General features: G+C 34.6%; 15 protein-coding genes. 12 read left to right on the plus strand and 3 right to left on the minus strand.

The features are described from left to right. Positions 1–5 precede the first annotated feature (5 nt). Complete coding sequence (locus BR66_RS0118030; protein ID WP_026884158.1) at positions 6–593, minus strand: TetR/AcrR family transcriptional regulator; 588 nt, start codon at positions 591–593, stop codon at positions 6–8. A 177-nt stretch (positions 594–770) separates the two neighbouring features. Here BR66_RS0118030 and BR66_RS0118035 point away from each other — a divergent pair, with 177 nt between their 5' ends. From BR66_RS0118035 to BR66_RS0118055, 5 genes are all read left to right on the plus strand, one after another. Continuing rightward, positions 771–2,651 carry a carboxylesterase/lipase family protein gene (locus tag BR66_RS0118035; protein ID WP_051624294.1) on the plus strand — a complete coding sequence of 627 codons (1,881 nt, stop codon included), beginning with the start codon at positions 771–773 and terminating at the stop codon, positions 2,649–2,651. A gap of 5 nt (positions 2,652–2,656) precedes the next feature. Further along, a complete protein-coding gene (locus tag BR66_RS25825; protein ID WP_156946322.1) occupies positions 2,657–2,848 on the plus strand; it encodes a hypothetical protein in 192 nt (63 codons plus the stop codon). A gap of 273 nt (positions 2,849–3,121) precedes the next feature. Continuing rightward, entirely contained in the window at positions 3,122–3,952 is an 831-nt protein-coding gene (locus BR66_RS0118045) for an AraC family transcriptional regulator (RefSeq protein ID WP_026884160.1), read from the plus strand. Between the two features lie 74 nt (positions 3,953–4,026). Beyond that, on the plus strand, positions 4,027–5,223 hold the full coding sequence (locus BR66_RS0118050) for a multidrug efflux MFS transporter (protein WP_026884161.1): 1,197 nt from the start codon (positions 4,027–4,029) through the stop codon (positions 5,221–5,223). Between the two features lie 21 nt (positions 5,224–5,244). Next, the gene (locus tag BR66_RS0118055) at positions 5,245–5,895 is read left to right on the plus strand and encodes an MBL fold metallo-hydrolase (protein ID WP_026884162.1); all 651 of its coding nucleotides are present in this window, start codon (positions 5,245–5,247) and stop codon (positions 5,893–5,895) included. Between the two features lie 124 nt (positions 5,896–6,019). Here the strand turns inward: BR66_RS0118055 and BR66_RS0118060 are convergent, their stop codons facing one another. Continuing rightward, complete coding sequence (locus BR66_RS0118060) at positions 6,020–6,922, minus strand: glycyl-radical enzyme activating protein (RefSeq protein WP_026884163.1); 903 nt, start codon at positions 6,920–6,922, stop codon at positions 6,020–6,022. A 245-nt stretch (positions 6,923–7,167) separates the two neighbouring features. Between BR66_RS0118060 and BR66_RS0118065 the strand changes: the two genes are divergently transcribed. The 6 genes from BR66_RS0118065 (at position 7,168) to BR66_RS24235 (ending at position 15,471) form a co-directional block, all read left to right on the plus strand. Continuing rightward, the gene (locus tag BR66_RS0118065; RefSeq protein ID WP_026884164.1) at positions 7,168–7,923 is read left to right on the plus strand and encodes a DeoR/GlpR family DNA-binding transcription regulator; all 756 of its coding nucleotides are present in this window, start codon (positions 7,168–7,170) and stop codon (positions 7,921–7,923) included. A gap of 40 nt (positions 7,924–7,963) precedes the next feature. Next, positions 7,964–10,369 carry a glycyl radical protein gene (locus tag BR66_RS0118070; protein ID WP_026884165.1) on the plus strand — a complete coding sequence of 802 codons (2,406 nt, stop codon included), beginning with the start codon at positions 7,964–7,966 and terminating at the stop codon, positions 10,367–10,369. 67 nt (positions 10,370–10,436) lie between these two features. Continuing rightward, positions 10,437–11,114, plus strand: coding sequence for a fructose-6-phosphate aldolase (locus BR66_RS0118075; RefSeq protein ID WP_026884166.1), 678 nt, complete (start codon positions 10,437–10,439; stop codon positions 11,112–11,114). Positions 11,115–11,412: 298 nt separating this feature from the next. Further along, positions 11,413–12,342, plus strand: a complete 930-nt coding sequence (locus tag BR66_RS0118080) for an AraC family transcriptional regulator (protein WP_026884167.1) — start codon at positions 11,413–11,415, stop codon at positions 12,340–12,342. A 32-nt stretch (positions 12,343–12,374) separates the two neighbouring features. Further along, on the plus strand, positions 12,375–14,663 hold the full coding sequence (locus BR66_RS0118085; RefSeq protein WP_026884168.1) for an excinuclease ABC subunit UvrA: 2,289 nt from the start codon (positions 12,375–12,377) through the stop codon (positions 14,661–14,663). Between the two features lie 70 nt (positions 14,664–14,733). Next, entirely contained in the window at positions 14,734–15,471 is a 738-nt protein-coding gene (locus BR66_RS24235; protein ID WP_423219387.1) for a serine hydrolase domain-containing protein, read from the plus strand. 255 nt (positions 15,472–15,726) lie between these two features. Here the strand turns inward: BR66_RS24235 and BR66_RS0118095 are convergent, their stop codons facing one another. Continuing rightward, the gene (locus tag BR66_RS0118095) at positions 15,727–17,169 is read right to left on the minus strand and encodes a DHA2 family efflux MFS transporter permease subunit (protein ID WP_035796527.1); all 1,443 of its coding nucleotides are present in this window, start codon (positions 17,167–17,169) and stop codon (positions 15,727–15,729) included. A gap of 212 nt (positions 17,170–17,381) precedes the next feature. Between BR66_RS0118095 and BR66_RS0118100 the strand changes: the two genes are divergently transcribed. Further along, the gene (locus BR66_RS0118100; RefSeq protein ID WP_026884170.1) at positions 17,382–17,945 is read left to right on the plus strand and encodes a TetR/AcrR family transcriptional regulator; all 564 of its coding nucleotides are present in this window, start codon (positions 17,382–17,384) and stop codon (positions 17,943–17,945) included. Positions 17,946–17,976 lie beyond the last annotated feature (31 nt).

Consider the following 17,976-nt stretch of genomic DNA (forward strand, 5'->3'; position numbering starts at 1 on the left):
ACAAATTACTTTATAGTATCAATGTTTAGTCTCAACAAATTTTGCATAAGTTGGTAGATAACTATTTTTGATAAATCGTCAGGAGAGTCACGTTTACCACTTTTAATCCACTGTACCAATACACTGATAGAAGAGCCTACATTCGCCACTAGTATGTAATCTGCATACTTTAAAGGCATCTCATCGAGACTAGTTGTGTTTTCATTATAATATTCTCTTAAAATATCTGCATAAGATTCATTCAAAAGATCTACTCTATTGATCTTGATTAACAATTCAATAACAATAGAGTTTTTAAACCAAAATGTAAAAAAAGGCTTAGTGCAGAGTGGGCCTGCTGGTATTTTATTTTTGTTTTGATATTCTAAAAGGAATTCTTTTAATTCCTTGCATTTTTGGTCGCATTTAAATCTTAGGACATCATCCTTATTGTCAAAATTTCTATAGAATGTTGACCTTCCTATATTAGCTAGATTTACAATATCAGTTATATTAATATTTTCATAGCCATTTTCTATTATAAGGTCTCTTAAAGCTTCAAAGATCCATTCACTGGATTGAAATGACCTTTTATCATTGCTTATATGATACATAAATATCCCTCCTGGTTCACATCTGTAGAATATATTGACTTAGTATATTGTCAATTATATAATTCAAATAGATATGAGGCAAGTGTTGTATATAATGAACAAAAAGTTATCATAATGTTATGATTATCATACATATGTTTACTAATTCATATATGAGCAAACAAAGGGGGGGATTTTATGACAAAAGTTACTGATAATAAAATTATTGTAAAAGAGAGAAAATCTATCCACTTAAGATTCTGGATTCCATTTACATTAATTGTAGTTTTATGTACGCTATTTTTATTTCTTAACGAAAATACAGCAGTAGGTTGGATAATATTAATAATCATCATTATTGTTACGATTTTCATAAAGAAGTTTATTTTAAAAATGAAACATATTTTAACGGTTTTGTATTTGGTGATGATAGCAGTTGTTTTATGTGTAGCTGCTGCGTTTACTGAGCAAGCTTCTGTAGACAGAACATTGGATTCTATGGAGGGAAGAGTGTCTACTGAGGTGGTAAAAACCGATAATGGCTATGTTTCAGGGTTTTATAACAATGATAAATCTATAAAGGAATTTGCTGGAATACCATATGCCGCCCCACCAGTAGGTAATCTACGATGGAAGGCTCCACAACCGGTTAAGGCTTGGAATGGAGTACGCCAATTGAATCATTTTTCAGATGCTGCAATGCAGAGTAAAATGCCAGTTGTTTTATCAAAGTTTTTAAGTCTATCACTTGGCACTGATGCATTATTAGGCAATTCGACTGTGAAGAATAATGAAAAACTAAGTGAGGATTGTTTATACTTGAATGTTTGGACGAGTTCAAAATCAAGTAATAGACCACGACCTGTCATAGTGTACATACATGGAGGTTCATTTAAAAATGGTTCTGGTTCTATGGATCTATATAATGGTGAAAATATGGCTAAAAAAGGAGCGATATTTGTTAATATAAATTACAGACTTGGTATTTTCGGTTTCATGGCGAATTCAGAGCTAACAAAAGAGTCGGGATACAACACATCAGGAAATTATGGAATTCTAGATCAAATTGCTGCTCTTAAGTGGGTGAAAAAGAACATTGCGGAATTTGGTGGTGATCCAAACAATGTTACAATCGCTGGTGAGTCAGCAGGTTCAGGATCTGTTAACATTCTCACAGCATCACCCCTTGCAAAAGGATTATTTCAACGTGCTATTGGTGAAAGTGGTTCATTTTTCAGTATGGAAGGTAAGGAATCAGGTGGGAATCCAACGGAAACTCTAGCTCAGGCAGAACAGGCTGGGAACAAATTTCAAAAATCTCTGAAAAAAGCTTCCTTAGTTGATTTACGTAAAATGTCAGCAGAGGATTTGCTTAAAGCTGCCAAGGATGAGACTATAGTCCCCAATATAGATGGATATGTATTACCAGATACAGTTTATAATATTTTTGCAGCTGGTAAACAAAATGATGTACCTATTCTAATTGGTAGTAATTCTGACGAAGGATCTCTTTTAACATTGCCTTGGCCAGCATATAGCGCTGTGAATGCTAATAAATTTAAAGCCATAGTTATGAAAAGATATGGAGATAAAGCAAATGAAGTGCTAAAACTTTATCCGTCAGATACTAATAGCGAAGCCGTGAAATCCCAATTAAATATAGCTAGGGATCAATTGTTTACTTGGCAAATGAATACCTGGGCAAAGTTGCAGAGTAAAACAGGAAAATCAAAGGTGTATTACTATTATTTTGACAAGGTACAGCCTGGGCCGTCCAAATTCAGAAAATTGGGAGCATATCACTCCTCAGAAATAGCATATGCTTACAATAATTTAGATAAATTGGACCTACCATATACAGATGCTGATAAAAAACTATCTGATATAATGTCTTCATACTGGATTAATTTTGCTACAACAGGTAATCCTAACGGTAAAACATTACCTCTATGGACACAATATAATGTGGAAAATGATCTGACTATGGAACTAGGTAATAAGGTCAAAATGATGAAAACTCCAGATAAGACTGCTTTAAACTTTTTTGATATCTATGAAGCCGGGCAAAGATTAAAGTAAAAGTTTTGAATTATGCGGTTTCAGTAATCCCAAGTTATAAAATAATTATGGGATTACCATACTACGGATACGATTGGAAACTTCCATTCGTTAAGGATGGACCATTTGCAGAGGCGCTAGACAATCAAGAAGCTGTTATAAGAGCTGAAAAATATGGAGCAAATATTAAATATGATGTAATTTCACAATCCCCATAGAATTGGGCATTGCTTAATAGTATGTTTAGGGTGAAAATTAAATATATATTTAGTACCATAGACATCAAATAATTATTTGATGTCTTATTTGTTTAATGAAAACGTCATTCCAAAGAATGCAAGAGAATGATAATATAATATATAAAGTTACAACGCAATAGTAGTATAATTGAATAAATATTTTATGTCGAACTTTACATAAATCAAAAGAATAAAAAGTATATTCTCAAGTGTATTTATTTTTGGGCTTTGTTTTAAAATTTGGAGGAAATTATGAATATAAAGGACTTATTTTTTCATGTTCATTACTGTAATACCAGGTTATCTGGTGGGGTATTGAACTATTCAAAAAAAATCAATAAAACACTTAAGTATCATGAACTCGTTTTTATTACTGGAGGTAAGGGACATATTATATTCCCACATAAAAGATATGAGGTTAAAGACGGTGTACTGTTATACCTCCGCCCCAATGTACAATATTCTGTAAATATTCATGTTGAGGATCCGTTTTGTTTTTTTGTAGTACACTTTAGTTACGTAAATGTGGGATTTAATAGTGATAAATGGATTATTACAGAGGGAACTAATACTTTACCACTAGATTCTGTTCAAGTTTTAAAAGATTATTATCAGCTTAATAATATATTTGAAAAATTGGTTGAAAATTGGACTCTGAAATTGCCAGGTTATGAATTTTTTACGAAAACTTTACTTCAGCAATTGATAATAGAGATTTATAAAAGTAAAAAAAGGGATAGCCCAAATTACTCAACTTCCTTAAAGGTTGAAAAAATTATTGAATACATGCGTAGTAATATAAACAATAAACTGATCTTGAAGGATTTATCAGAACTAGTGCACTTGTCATCATCATATTTATCCAGAGTTTTTAAATCGACTACAGGATATTCTATAATCGGGTTTTTTAATAAAATTAAGGTTGATAAGGCTAAAGAACTGATTATTGAAGATGATAAAAAGATAAAAGAAGTAGCACAAATACTTGGATTTACTGATGAATTTTACTTTAGTAGAATATTTAAAAAAATTGAGGGCATTAGTCCTACAGAATTTTACCGCAGAAATGTCCATGGATATTGAAATATTCCATGGAGTAAGGATCTTCTCAAGATTATAATTAAGTCATAATTGTGATCACAAGGGGGAAGATACTTTTGAAAATATGGAAAAAGAATTTAATTGTCTGCTGGTTTGGGATATTTGTAGCAAGTATGGGAATGAGTCAGATTGCACCAGTATTGCCACTTTATATAAGGCACCTTGGAGTTACTAATACAGCTTCAATTGCACAATTATCAGGAATTGCTTTTGGTGTTACCTATATAATTTGTGCGATTTTTTCACCAATATGGGGTTATGCGGCAGACAAGTATGGAAGAAAAGCTATGATTTTACGTGCAAGCCTTGGAATGGCTGTTGTAATAGGTACTATGGGACTAGCACAAAATGTATATCAACTGATTGGATTAAGATTATTGCAAGGAGCTATAACCGGTTATAGCACGGCCTGCACTACGCTTATTGCAACTCAGACGGATAAGGAACATGCAGGGGAGGCTTTAGGTACACTTTCAACAGCAAGTATTGCGGGTTCTTTGATTGGACCAATGATTGGAGGTTATATAGAAGAGACTCTTGGCTTTCAACCTGTATTTTTTATAACAGGTGCATTGCTACTGATTTCATTTATTACCACAGCTTTATTTGTAAAAGAATCTTTTACTCGTGAAAATAAAAAAGCACTTAGTCTCAAGGAGACATGGAGTAGTGTCCCCGAAAAAAGTTTAACTATTACCATGTTTGTAACCTTTTTTGTATTATCAGTGGCATTATATAGCGTAGAACCCATTATAACAGTATATATTACGCAATTATCACGTAATACGAGCCATATCGCGCTGCTGGCTGGACTAGCATTCTCAGCAGCTGGGCTGGCCAATATAATTGCTGCTCCAAGACTAGGAAGGCTTTCTGATAAAATTGGAGCACATAAGGTTATGTTAGTCGCACTTATAATGGCAGGAATCATTTTTATACCCCAAGCCTTTGTAAAAAATCCTTGGCAGTTAATGGGACTTCGCTTTTTATTAGGACTCACTACGGCTGGGTTAACGCCTTCTGTTAGTATTTTAATCAAGAAAATCACACCAAATTCTCTTACAGGCAAAGTTTTTGGTTTTAATATGTCAGCAGGGTATTTAGGCGTATTTGCAGGTGCAGTTTTAGGTGGGCAAGTAGCAGCGTACTTTGGAATAAGATATGTGTTTTTTATTACAAGTGTTTTGTTATTCATAAATGCAGTGTGGGTCTATTTTAGGGTTTATAAGAAACTAAATGTTATTCAAAATTGAGGGGAATAAAGGAGAAATTAAATGATAATTAAATGGTTTGGTCAATCATGTTTTATGATAACGTCCGAGAATGGAACAAAAGTACTGACAGATCCATTCAAAAAAATGTTGGGTTATAAATTGCCGCCTCAAATTGATGCTAATATAGTATCTGTAAGTCACAATCACAGTGATCATAGTAATATAAACGCGGTCAAGTCTAACTTTGTATGTATAAATGAACTAGGCATTTTTTCAAAAGATGTAATAGAGATAAACGGTGTTGGAACATTTCATGATAAAGTCTCAGGGGCCAAGAGAGGGGAAAACACAGTATATAACTTTAAAATCGATGGAATAAATATTTGTCATTGCGGTGATCTAGGACATATTTTAAATTCTAAACAGATAGAAGAAATAGGAAAGGTGGACATACTTCTTCTTCCTATTGGCGGATCAGCCACCATTGATGCATTTGATGCTACTGAAGTAATGAAACAGCTAAATCCAACAATTGTTATCCCAATGCATTATAGAACAAAGGCATTAGGGCTACCGGGTTATTTGTTGTTTGGAACGGTGGACAAATTTATCTCGGTTTCAGGGTTGAAAGCAAAAGAGTATGAGAAACTGGAACTAAATAAAGCAAATATGAAAGATTATTCAGGGATTGCTGTCCTTAAATATAATTAAGATTCACCTTAGAATTGGGCATTACTTAATAGCATGTTTAGAGTTAAAAAGGGTTAGGTGAAAATTTAATATACATTAAATTCTGAAGACATCAAATAATTATTTGATGTCTATGTTATTTTTATTAAAAATAACAGTTAAAACCATTCTCAATAAATATATTTTTATATTCTAACAAATCTTCTTCATGTAGCTGATCTATATTTTGAAATACGTACTTTTTATTTAATAGTTCATATTTTTTTTCCCCAAATTGATGGAAAGGTAAAAGATTAATATCATGGGCACCAACTGTTTTTAATAATTTACAAAATTCTCTTGCATCATTTAAACTTGAATTAATAGTTGGTATAACAGGAATACGCACAATAACATGCTTGCCCATATTTATGGCTGTTTTAAGATTTTTTATGATTATATCATTATATACATTAGTAGAATCAAAATGTTTTTGCCTATTGTAGTGTTTTATATCAAATAATAATAAATCAACATTTTTTATAAAATCACAGAAAATTTTCTCAGTTGTATAACCAGTAGTTTCAATTGCTGTATGAATGCTTTTTTCCTTTAAAAGTCCTAAAAGCTTAATGGCAAATACGTGTTGTTGTAATACCTCACCACCAGATAGTGTGACTCCTCCATTAGATTCCTCATAAAAATCTTGATCTTTTAGAACTTCTTCCATGATTTTCTTAAGGGTTAAATATTCACCTTCTATTTTCAATGCATTGTTTGGACAAAATTTCACACAATTAAAACAAGAGGTACATTTATTATAATCAATTTGAATATTACCATGGTTTAAAAAAATTGCTTTACGCTCACAACCATTTAAACAACGGAGGCAGTTAATGCATTTTGATTTATCCCATGTGATTTGAAATGTGCTTTTTTGCGATTCCGGATTAGAGCACCATGAACACCTTAATGGACAACCTTTAAAAAATATAATTGTTCTAATTCCTGGTCCATCATGTATGCTGTATTTTTGTATATTAAAAATGCAAGCTTTCATATCATTCATAGGAACAACTCCTCAAATTATAGATTATTTTAAACATTAGTTTACCATAATAGTATTCATGTGTAAAACATAATAGTATTTTAGTAAATAATATAGTTACGAATGAAAGAAGAACATTGACAATCATAGATTACGAACATATAATGAAGGTATAAAAAATTGAATCTGGTGAAAAATAATCGTACCTATTATGGAAAATTTGCAATAAATTATTTTTACAAAATCAAGGGATAAGGTGAACAAGCATGATAGAAAGACATATAAAACTTCTTGAGATAGTAAACGAAAAGAAACGTATTGAAGTAACAAAATTAGCTGAACTTTTAAATGTTTCACAAGTTACTGCTCGTAAGGACTTAAGTATAATAGAAGAAAAAGGTTTATTACGTCGTGAACATGGATATGCTCTCATTAATTCAAGCGATGACATTAGTAGCAGGCTAGCTTTTAATTATGATGTAAAACGGAAAATAGCATGTTTAGCATCGGAACTTGTTTCAGATGGAGAAACTGTTATGATTGAATCCGGTTCTTGCTGCGCTCTACTGGCAGAAGAACTTGCTTACAACAAACGAGATGTAACAATTATCACAAATTCAGTATTTATTGCTTCTTATATTAGGGCTGCACCATCTGTTAAGGTTGTACTTTTGGGTGGCGATTTCCAGCCTGAGTCGCAAGTTTTAGTAGGACCTATTGCTAGAAAATGTGCTGAAGAATTTTTTGCAGATAAAATATTTCTAGGAACTGATGGATTTATTTCTAAAATTGGTTTTACTGGTAATAATCACATGCGTACAGAAATAGTAAAGGCTATGGCTAAAAATTCTAATAAAATAGTTGTACTAACAGAGTCTTCAAAATTTTCACGGCAAGGTGTTGTACCTCAGTTTAAAACAGAAGAAGTTGATTATGTAATAACAGATAATAATATTCCAGTGGAAATCTTACAATTATTAAAAAAAGATGATATAGACGTTCAAATGGTTTCTACAAATTAACTATTATATATGTAAAATAATCACATGGGAGATGATAATAATGAGTTATTTTGGTGAATTGACAGTGAGAATGCATGATTTTCGAGAGGAATTATTAAATGCAAAACCTATGGTGTGTGTGGAGAGAGCTAAGTATACCACAGAAAGTTACAGAGAACATGCTGATAAGCCAATGGTTTTACGTAGAGCTTTATGCTTAGAAAATATATTGCAAAATATGAGTATATTTATTGAAAATGACACAATGATTGCAGGTAATCAAGCATCATCAAATCGGTCGGCACCTATTTATCCTGAATATGCAATGGATTGGGTTATTAATGAACTTGATGAATTTGAGAAACGTGATGGTGATGTATTTTACATTACTGAAGAAAGCAAAGATGAATTAAGGAAAATTGCGCCATTTTGGCAACACAAGACACTAAGTGATAGAGGACTTGCAGGAATCCCTGCTGAAAGTAGAGTTTTCTATGATTTAGGGATTATAAAAGCAGAAGGTAACATTACTTCAGGTGATGCTCATATAGCTGTAAATTATGAAACTGTATTAAAGCTTGGACTAATTAACTATAAAGAAAGAACAGAAAAGAAGTTAAAAGAATTAGATTTTACTGATTATAAGAACTTAAAGAAGTCGTATTTCTATAGATCAATTCTAATTGTACTTGATGCAGTTGTTGCTTTTGCAAGACGTTATGCAGATTTGGCATTATGCCTTGCAGAAAAAGAATCTAATGATTCAAGAAAAACAGAATTATTAGAAATGTCAAGAATATTAAATAAGGTTCCATATTATCCAGCAGAAACTTTCCATGAAGCCGTACAATCAATGTGGATGATCCACTTAGTTTTACAAATTGAATCAAATGGACATTCACTATCATATGGAAGAATGGATCAATATTTGGATCCTTTTTATGAAAAAGATTTAAAACTTGGAGAAATTACTGAAGATGGTGCATGCGAAATTTTAACAAACCTATGGCTTAAAACATTTACAATAAATAAAATAAGAAGTTGGTCTCATACAAGGTTTAGTGCAGGAAGTCCATTATATCAAAATGTTACGGTTGGTGGGCAAACCGCTCATAAAAAAGATGCAGTAAATCCGTTAAGTTATTTAATTTTAAAGAGTGTTGCACAAACAAAATTACCTCAACCAAACTTAACAGTACGTTATCACAAAGGATTATCTGATGCTTTTATGAAGGAATGTATTGAAGTAGTAAGATTAGGATTTGGTATGCCTGCATTTAATAATGATGAAGTTATTATTCCATCCTTTATAGAAAAGGGAGTATCAGAAGAGGATGCATATAACTATAGTGCAATTGGATGTGTTGAAGTTGCAGTTCCAGGTAAATGGGGTTATAGATGTACGGGTATGAGTTTCTTAAACTTCCCTAAATCTTTATTAATTGCATTAAATGATGGAGTTGATCCTGAATCAGGAACTAAGCTTTGTGAAGGTGTAGGTCACTTTAAGTATATGACATCGTTTAATGAAGTTATGAAAGCTTGGGACAAGATTATTCGTGAATTTACAAGACATTGTGTAATTATAGATAGCAGTGTTGATATGGCTATAGAGGAAGTTACTGCCGATGTATTATGTTCAGCTTTAACTGATGATTGTATCGAAAGAGGATTAAACTTAAAAGAAGGTGGAGCAGTATATGACTTTATAAGTGACCTTCAAGTAGGTATTGCAAACCTTGGTGATTCCTTAGCAGCTATTAAAAAATGTGTATTTGAAGAAAAAAAATTCACTCCAGAACAATTGTGGAATGCTTTAGCTAATAATTTTGAGGGAGAAGATGGTAAAAAGATTCAAAATATATTAATTAATGGCGCTCCTAAGTATGGCAATGATGATGACTATATAGATTTATTATTAAAAGATGCCTATAACATTTATATCGATGAAATAAAAAAATACAAAAATACTAGATATGGCAGAGGCCCAATTGGAGGAGTCTATTATGCAGGAACATCTTCAATTTCAGCTAATGTACCACAGGGGGCCGGAACTTTAGCAACTCCAGATGGGAGAAAGGCTGGAGAGCCTTTAGCTGAAGGATGTTCGCCCTCTCATGGCATGGATAAAAATGGCCCTACATCTGTATTTAAGTCAGTTTCAAAATTACCAACTCATGATATTACTGGCGGAGTGTTATTAAATCAAAAAGTTACACCTCAAATGTTATCAAAAAAAGAAGATAGACTAAAGTTAGTTTCATTAATTAGAACTTTCTTTAATCGTTTGGAAGGTTTCCATGTACAATATAATGTGGTATCTAGAGAAACTTTACTTGATGCACAAAAAAATCCAGAAGAATATAGAGATTTAATCGTTAGAGTTGCAGGATACAGTGCCTTCTTTAACGTACTAACCAAACAGACTCAAGACGATATAATAGATAGAACAGAACAAGGTCTATAATATAAAATGGTTCCCAAGGTGAATGTTGCCTTTGGGAACTCAAATATATAATAAGGGGAGAATAAAAATGAAATACATGTTTGATACAGTCAATATTAAAACTATTAAGGACCTCAGTGAGATTTTCCCAATAGAGGGAATTACAAGTAACCCAAGTATAGTAAAAAAAGAAGGGAAAATTGATTTCTTTAAGCACTTTAGAGAAATTCGTAAAATCATAGGAATGGATAAAACTCTCCATATTCAAGTTACTGCAAAAGATTGTGAAGGCATGTTAAAAGAAGCAAAGGCTATTTTAGACAATGTTGATAATAAAGTAAGCATTAAAATTCCAGTTAATGAAGAAGGATTAAAAGCAATTAGAATACTTAAATCAAAAGGAATTTCTGTAACAGCAACAGCAATTTATACAAAGGCACAAGGGCTATTTGCAATGGAAGCAGGTGCGGATTTTATTGCACCCTATTTTAATCGTATGGAAAATATGGATATTGATCCCCGTGAAGTTATAACAACTTTCGCAAATATGATTGAAAAGTATAACTATCCAACAAAAATACTTGCAGCAAGTTTCAAAAATATAGGACAGGTGAACGATGCATTTGAGTGTGGAGCACAAACGGCCACAGTAGCACCTGAAATTTTACAAACGGCATTAAGAATGCCAGCAATTCAAAAAGCAGTTGATGATTTTACAACTGACTGGGAAACTATATTTGGTAAAGTGTCTATTGCTGATTTGTAGTATATGGTATTTTAAATATACATGGATACGATTTGAAACTTCCATTCGTTCAGGGCAAGCCATTTCCAAGGAATTGGTCATTACTTAATAGAATGTTTAGAGTCAAAAAGGTTTAGGTGAGAATTTAATATATATTTAGGGTTATGGACATCAAATATAAAATTTGATGTCTTATTTATTATATTAAAATGTTATATCAAAATATGGGAAATAATTAAATGAATAGTAAGCTATAGAGAGATTTCTTATAAATAACATTCATGGTATACTGGGATTAATAGGAACAGGAGGGAATCATATGTCAAAGCAGAAGTGCCAGGAAGAGTACATACGAAGAATTCATAAAGTACAGGATTACTTAGAGCATAATTTAGGAAAGTCCATGTCAATTGAGGAGTTTTCCAGTGTCGCCGGGTTTTCCAAATATCATTTCAGCAGGATCTTTCAGGGGCTGTTACATGAGCCGTTAGCCCATTATGTGAACCGGATCCGTATGGAGAGGGCACTTTTTTTGCTGGCACACCGGGCAGATAAAAATATCACAGACATTGCCTATGAACTGGGATATACGGATTCAGCCGTATTTTCCCGTGCATTTAGGAATTATTATAGCGCCAGTCCAAGAGAATACAGGAAGGAATATAGCAAGAATTGCAAAGATTCTTTTTTATTGTCTGAGTACAATAAGAACACGGCAAAGAAAGAATGGGCAGGCAATATGTTTCCCGTGACCGGGCAGATTACCATATCAAATCTTGAGGAAAAACAGGTGGCTTATGTGAGACATACAGGTACCTATGAGACATTAGCAAAAGAGTATGATAATCTGATGCAGACGTTATTTGATTATGCAAAGGAGCAGAACTTTCTTGTGGATGGTCAGAACTTGCTACTTGCCATGTATCATGACAATCCCGAATTCGGAGAGGCGAGCCAGTTCCGTACCAGTATATGTCTTACGGTGCCAAAGAACATTGTGGTTCAGGAAGACGGAATCCTTGGAACGATGAGGTTAGAAGGTGGTCTGTATGCGGTGGGACATTTTCAAATTCATCAGGAGCACTGCAGCGATGCCTGGAATTACATGTATCATGAGTGGCTCACGAGCAGTGGTTATGTTCCAAGAAACTCCTATCCATTTGAAGTGTATCTTAGCGATCCGTATGTAAGTGAGAGCCATATCCTTAAGTTAGACATCTACGTTCCCATTGAGCTCATTCTTTTCTAACATGCTGCAAATCGATTCAGAGAGGTGAACATATGGAAGAAATTAAGATTCTAGGAGCACGAATCCATAATCTAAAAAATATCAATCTAACCATTCCTAAGCATCAACTGGTGGTCATTACCGGTATCAGTGGTTCAGGAAAATCCAGTCTTGCATTTGATATCCTGTTTGAAGAAGGTAAGAATCAGTATCTAAGGTCCATTGGCATTTTGACTGGACTAGATTGCGAGGATCGGTTCGATGCAATGGAAGGCATCGGTCCAACGGTGGAGATACGGCAGAATACAATTCGGCAGAGCAATCCTCGTTCTACAGTCGGCACAAAGACCGGAATTCTAAGACAGCTGGCTCTTGTTTATGCTAGTGATGGAAAAACTTTGGATGAACATACGGAACATTTCTCACCAGGCTTCTTTCTCTATACAACGCCCGATGGCATGTGTCTCAGCTGCCAAGGCAGAGGTTCTTATTATGATATCAATCTTGAGCAACTCATTCCAGATAAAACAACTCTCCTTTTGGAGGTCTACGAGAGTTTGAAGGTAACAGCTGGTTTCTTGCGTAATCTAAAGAAGAAATACGGTATGTATTTTGAGACCCCATTCTGGGAACTACCAGAAGATATCCGAGGTGAAGTGGTCTATGGAACCTATGACAATGGCAAACAAAGCTACTGCTTGGAGCGGATACTAAGAAATGCTTATGAAAAAGAGGAGGATGTAGAGAAAGTCTATGTGAATACCGTTTGTTTAGATTGTCATGGTGATCGAATCGGCGAAGAATCAAGAAAAGTCTTCCTTCATGGAAATCAGATCGGTGAACTGGGACAGATGACACTTACAGGTCTTCTTGATTTCCTAAATGGAATGCCCGAGGAAGAACTATCACAATTTGGCAACAATGTGGTAAAAAATGTGATGGAGAAATTAAAGCATCTAATCCAGTTTCGTTTAGGACATCTGACTCTTTACAGGGAGATGCCTTCTTTAAGTGGTGGCGAAATGCAACGCATCTTTCTCCATCTCCATCTGGAGTCAAGACTTGATTCTCTGATCTATGTCTTTGATGAACCAATGGCAGGCTTACATCCATCAGAGAAGCAAAGCATGATCCAAGCGGTAAAGGAATTAAGAGACCTGGGTAATACAGTGATTGTGGTGGAGCATGATAAAGAGGTAATTCGTCATGCCAACCATATTATTGAGATTGGCCCTAAGGCAGGAATATACGGAGGAACAGTGGTCTACCAGGGTGATTATGAAGGATACGAGAAAGCGGACACGTTGCTTAGCCAGTATCTTTTCAGTAAACGTTTGATGCCGAAACGGACGGTGAGAAAGCATAGATTTAATGAAAAAGACTCTATTACCTTGGAACATGTAAGTACCCATTATTTAAAGGACTTAACAGTAGCATTTCCACTTCATGCTATGGTTGGTATTGCTGGATTATCTGGAAGTGGTAAGAGTTCCTTGATTGATGATACACTTTTGAAACGTCTCGCCAGCGCTAAGAAATATGGACATGCAACTGGTATAGCAGGAGTAGAACTGATTAGTGGTTTTGCAAAGATATCCCAGGAGCCCATTGGAAGAAGTGCCAGTTCTATGCCTGCCTCTTATATTGGTATCTGGGATAAGATTCGGGAACTCTTTGCAAAACAGCCGGAAGCAAAAATAAGAAACATGGATGCCGGACATTTTTCGTTTAATTCTAAAGGGGCATGTCCAGACTGTACGGGTAGTGGTTATGAAAGGATCTTTCTGACTGCTGATTTTTCCGTAGATAAGCTCTGCCAGACGTGTCATGGCAAACGGTTTAATGAAGAAAGTCTTTCTATATACTATAAAAGAAAAACGATTTCCGATGTGTTAGAGATGAGTATTAGCGAAGCTTTTTTATTTTTCACAGATCAGAATAGCATTGTGAAACCTCTTCGTATATTAAAGCAAATAGGCATGGGGTACTTAGGGATTGGTCAGCCATCTTCTTCTTTAAGCGGTGGGGAGGCACAGCGAGTGAAGCTTGCCAAAGAGCTGGGACGGAATTTAATTGGCAATATGCTCTATGTGTTAGATGAACCAACCACAGGACTTAGCCTTTATGATACAGCATTGTTAATAAAGCTATTAGATCAGCTGGTTGCCAGTGGCAATTCGGTGATTGTCATCGAACACAATGTAGATGTATTAAAAAGCTGTGATTATATCATTGAACTTGGTCCGGAAGGTGGGGACAAGGGCGGTGAGATCATTGCCAAAGGAACAACAGAGAAGCTGAGAGACAATCTGAATTCCAAGACAGGAAGGTATCTTGCATGAACTTAAAAACACTGGTGGAAAAGGAAATAAGTATTACAGATGGTTTCTTTATTGGTAAGGAGGGAAGCATATGAATCAAAGAAAAAAGATATGGTTAGAAAAGATAATAAACAGTAGTTATAACAATATTGCTGGCATAATTGTACTAAAAAATGGTAAAATATTATATGAAAACTACTATAATGGATATACTGCTGCTAACGCCGTTCATGTAGCGTCGGTAACAAAGAGTATTTTTTCTGCATTGATTGGTATCGCAATAGATAATGGGGATATTAAAAGTATAGACCAGAAAGTATTGGACTTTTTTCCGGATTACACTGTTAATAGAGGTGAAAAAACGATACAGATCGTTACGATTAAGGATATGCTGACTATGACAGCCCCGTATAAATATAAGGTGGAACCATACGAAAAGTTTTTTTCCAGCGATAACTGGATAAAAGCTGCATTGGATTTATTAGGAGGTAAAGGGAAGATAGGCGATTTTAGGTATACTCCCCTCATAGGCACACATATCTTGTCAGGAATTCTCGTAAAAGCTACGGGTCAACCAGTACTTGATTTCGCTACGGAAAATCTATTCTCGCCACTGAGAATCAATGTTACGCACAATGTGGTGATACGTAATAAAGAAGAGTACATCGCCCTTATGAAAGATAAAAACACCAGTGGCTGGGTTGTTGACCCACAAGGGATAAACCCGGCAAGCTGGGGACTTTTCTTGACACCTGGGGATATGTCAAAAATAGGTCAATTGTACCTAAATGGTGATTTCTATTGCTTCTCTTTTTATGCCACGTGCTAAGGATAGAATAAAACTTATTAAAGAATATATTGAGCCAATGTTTGAGAATTATGTATAGTGAATTTCAATTTCGGGGAGATTATGAGCATTTGCCGGTAAATGACTGATTGCTCCACCGTACTACTGGGGAATCAAACATTTAGAGTTAAAAAATATAGATAAAAACTAAGATATAAAAAACCTTATAGCCATCAAATAATCAATTTGATGGCTATAAGGTTTTTTGAAAAGGTTATTTTAAAGTATTGATAATAATTACTCCACTGTCACCGGCACATCTTTATGCTTTGACAGCAATATTGTGGGAATAACTGCAATTACGATAAATCCAATCGACCACCCAAACGCAACATTGTATGCACCTGTAACTGTTTGGATATTACTTACCCCATGACTGGAAAGTTGATGTTGGAGGATTGTTGCAAGAATGGCCGGACCGAATGCCCCACCAATTGTCTGTGAAATTCTGGTGGTAATACTGGCATCAGGAACTTGATCTCCACTTAATCCTAGATATGCAGAGGCCATAATGGGAATGAATAATCCACCAAGACCCGCTCCTCGTAAAAGCATAGCAGATGCCAGTAATACCTGACTTGTATTAGCACCTGCAAATGCGAATGGCAATGTACCAACAATTGTTATAACAAGACTTATCATAATTATTAGTCGCGAACCTATACTGTCAGTGAGTCTACCCACCAAGCTTCTGGTAAGTAACATCCCAACTCCTTGTGGAATAAGCAAAAGTCCTGCAAATAACACACTTTCACCACGCACCTGTTGGTAGTATAATGGCAAAAGGAGCATACCTCCATTTGTAATGATACCTGACAAGAAAAGCAAAATAGAGGAAGCGGAAAAATTACGCGATTTAAATAGACTTAAGTCAACAATTACAACATTTTTCGTACGTAAGGCGTAAAAAATAAATGCGATCAGCAGGGTTATACCTATAACCAGTGGAATAATAACCGCACTGCTAACTAAACCACCATGAGATCTTATCTGTGATATACCATATATTAGCATAGTAAATGAAGGAGACAACAGCAAAAATCCTATTATGTCCAGGGGTTGTTTGCTGACAGATGGTTTATCCTTGGGTAATCCCCACACTGCTAGCACTAAAGCAATAATTGTTATTGGAATATTAACATAGAAAATCCAACGCCAGCTTAGGGTGTTGACAATAATTCCTCCCAGCACTGGACCAAGAATCGGTCCCAATAGCATTGGTAATCCTACGATTGACATAAGGCGTCCCATATTCTGTCCACCAGTTATCCGAACAAGCATTGTGGTCAAGGTTGGCATAATTAGACCTGCACCAATACCTTGTAGGAGTCTGAAGAAAATTAAGCTGTCTATATTCCATGACAGAGATGAAAGAATTGAACCTATTAAAAATAATGCCAGTGAAAATATATATAGTCGCTTGTCTCCAAAACGATTATTTGCCCATCCTGAAATGGGTACTGCCATACCCATTGCCAGCACATAGCCTGTGATAACCCACTGTATGACTGAAACTGTACTTTTGAGATCACCGGCTATTGTTTTTATTGCTACATTTACCATCGTCGAATCCAGTAATGGTGCCAGGGCTCCAATCACCAAGATGACTGCTACCTTAAGTATCGCTGGATCTATAGTCTCTTTTTCAGGCAATGATACATTAGTTTTTAATTTTTTCATATAGAAAATACTCCTTGTATAATAATGTATTATAGATACCTATATTTAGTTGCCAATTAAGATAATTGTGTATTACACATTAGTAGTGGTTTTGACTTATCCAACAACTTGTTGTATTGTTTTATTATAATTATTTTCTAACTCTTCTTCAACCAACAATCTCATATGGTTTGTCGGTTTTTGAGAGCAGAAATAGGAAAGGAATAATTTATATGAAGGAACATTTTGAAATTACTGCACAAACAAGGCAAAATTTAATCGACTCGTTTTGGGAATTGTACTGTATAAAACGAATTGAAAAAATTACAGTGAGAGAAATTACTACCAAAGCCGGATATAACCGAAGCACATTTTATGAATATTTTACGGATGTTTATGACATTTTAGAACGGATTGAAAACTCACTTTTACCAAATCTAAGCAATCATCATCCAAAAAACATTTTGCCGGAATCTGACGTTATGCTACATATTAATCACTTTGTGAAAATATATCAGGAGAGGAGTAAATACTATGTTATTCTATTGGGCGACAACGGTGATCCATCATTTCAAGGTAAAATAAGGAATCTCCTTAGAAGTGCACTAGATGAGCTTTTTTCCACACAAAGTCATGTTGATGATTTTATACTTGATTACACAATTGAATACACAATATCTGCGATGATAGGAGTTCTAAATTATGGTTTTAAACGTGAAAAGAATCCACCCATAGAAAAACTTATTCAGCTTATATATAACCTTATGTATAATGGCGTAATGGAAAAATCAATCTGATATATAATACTGTTGATAAGTGAGGTTTTCA

It is taken from the genome of Clostridium akagii DSM 12554, assembly GCF_000686725.1.
Classification (GTDB): domain Bacteria; phylum Bacillota; class Clostridia; order Clostridiales; family Clostridiaceae; genus Clostridium_I; species Clostridium_I akagii.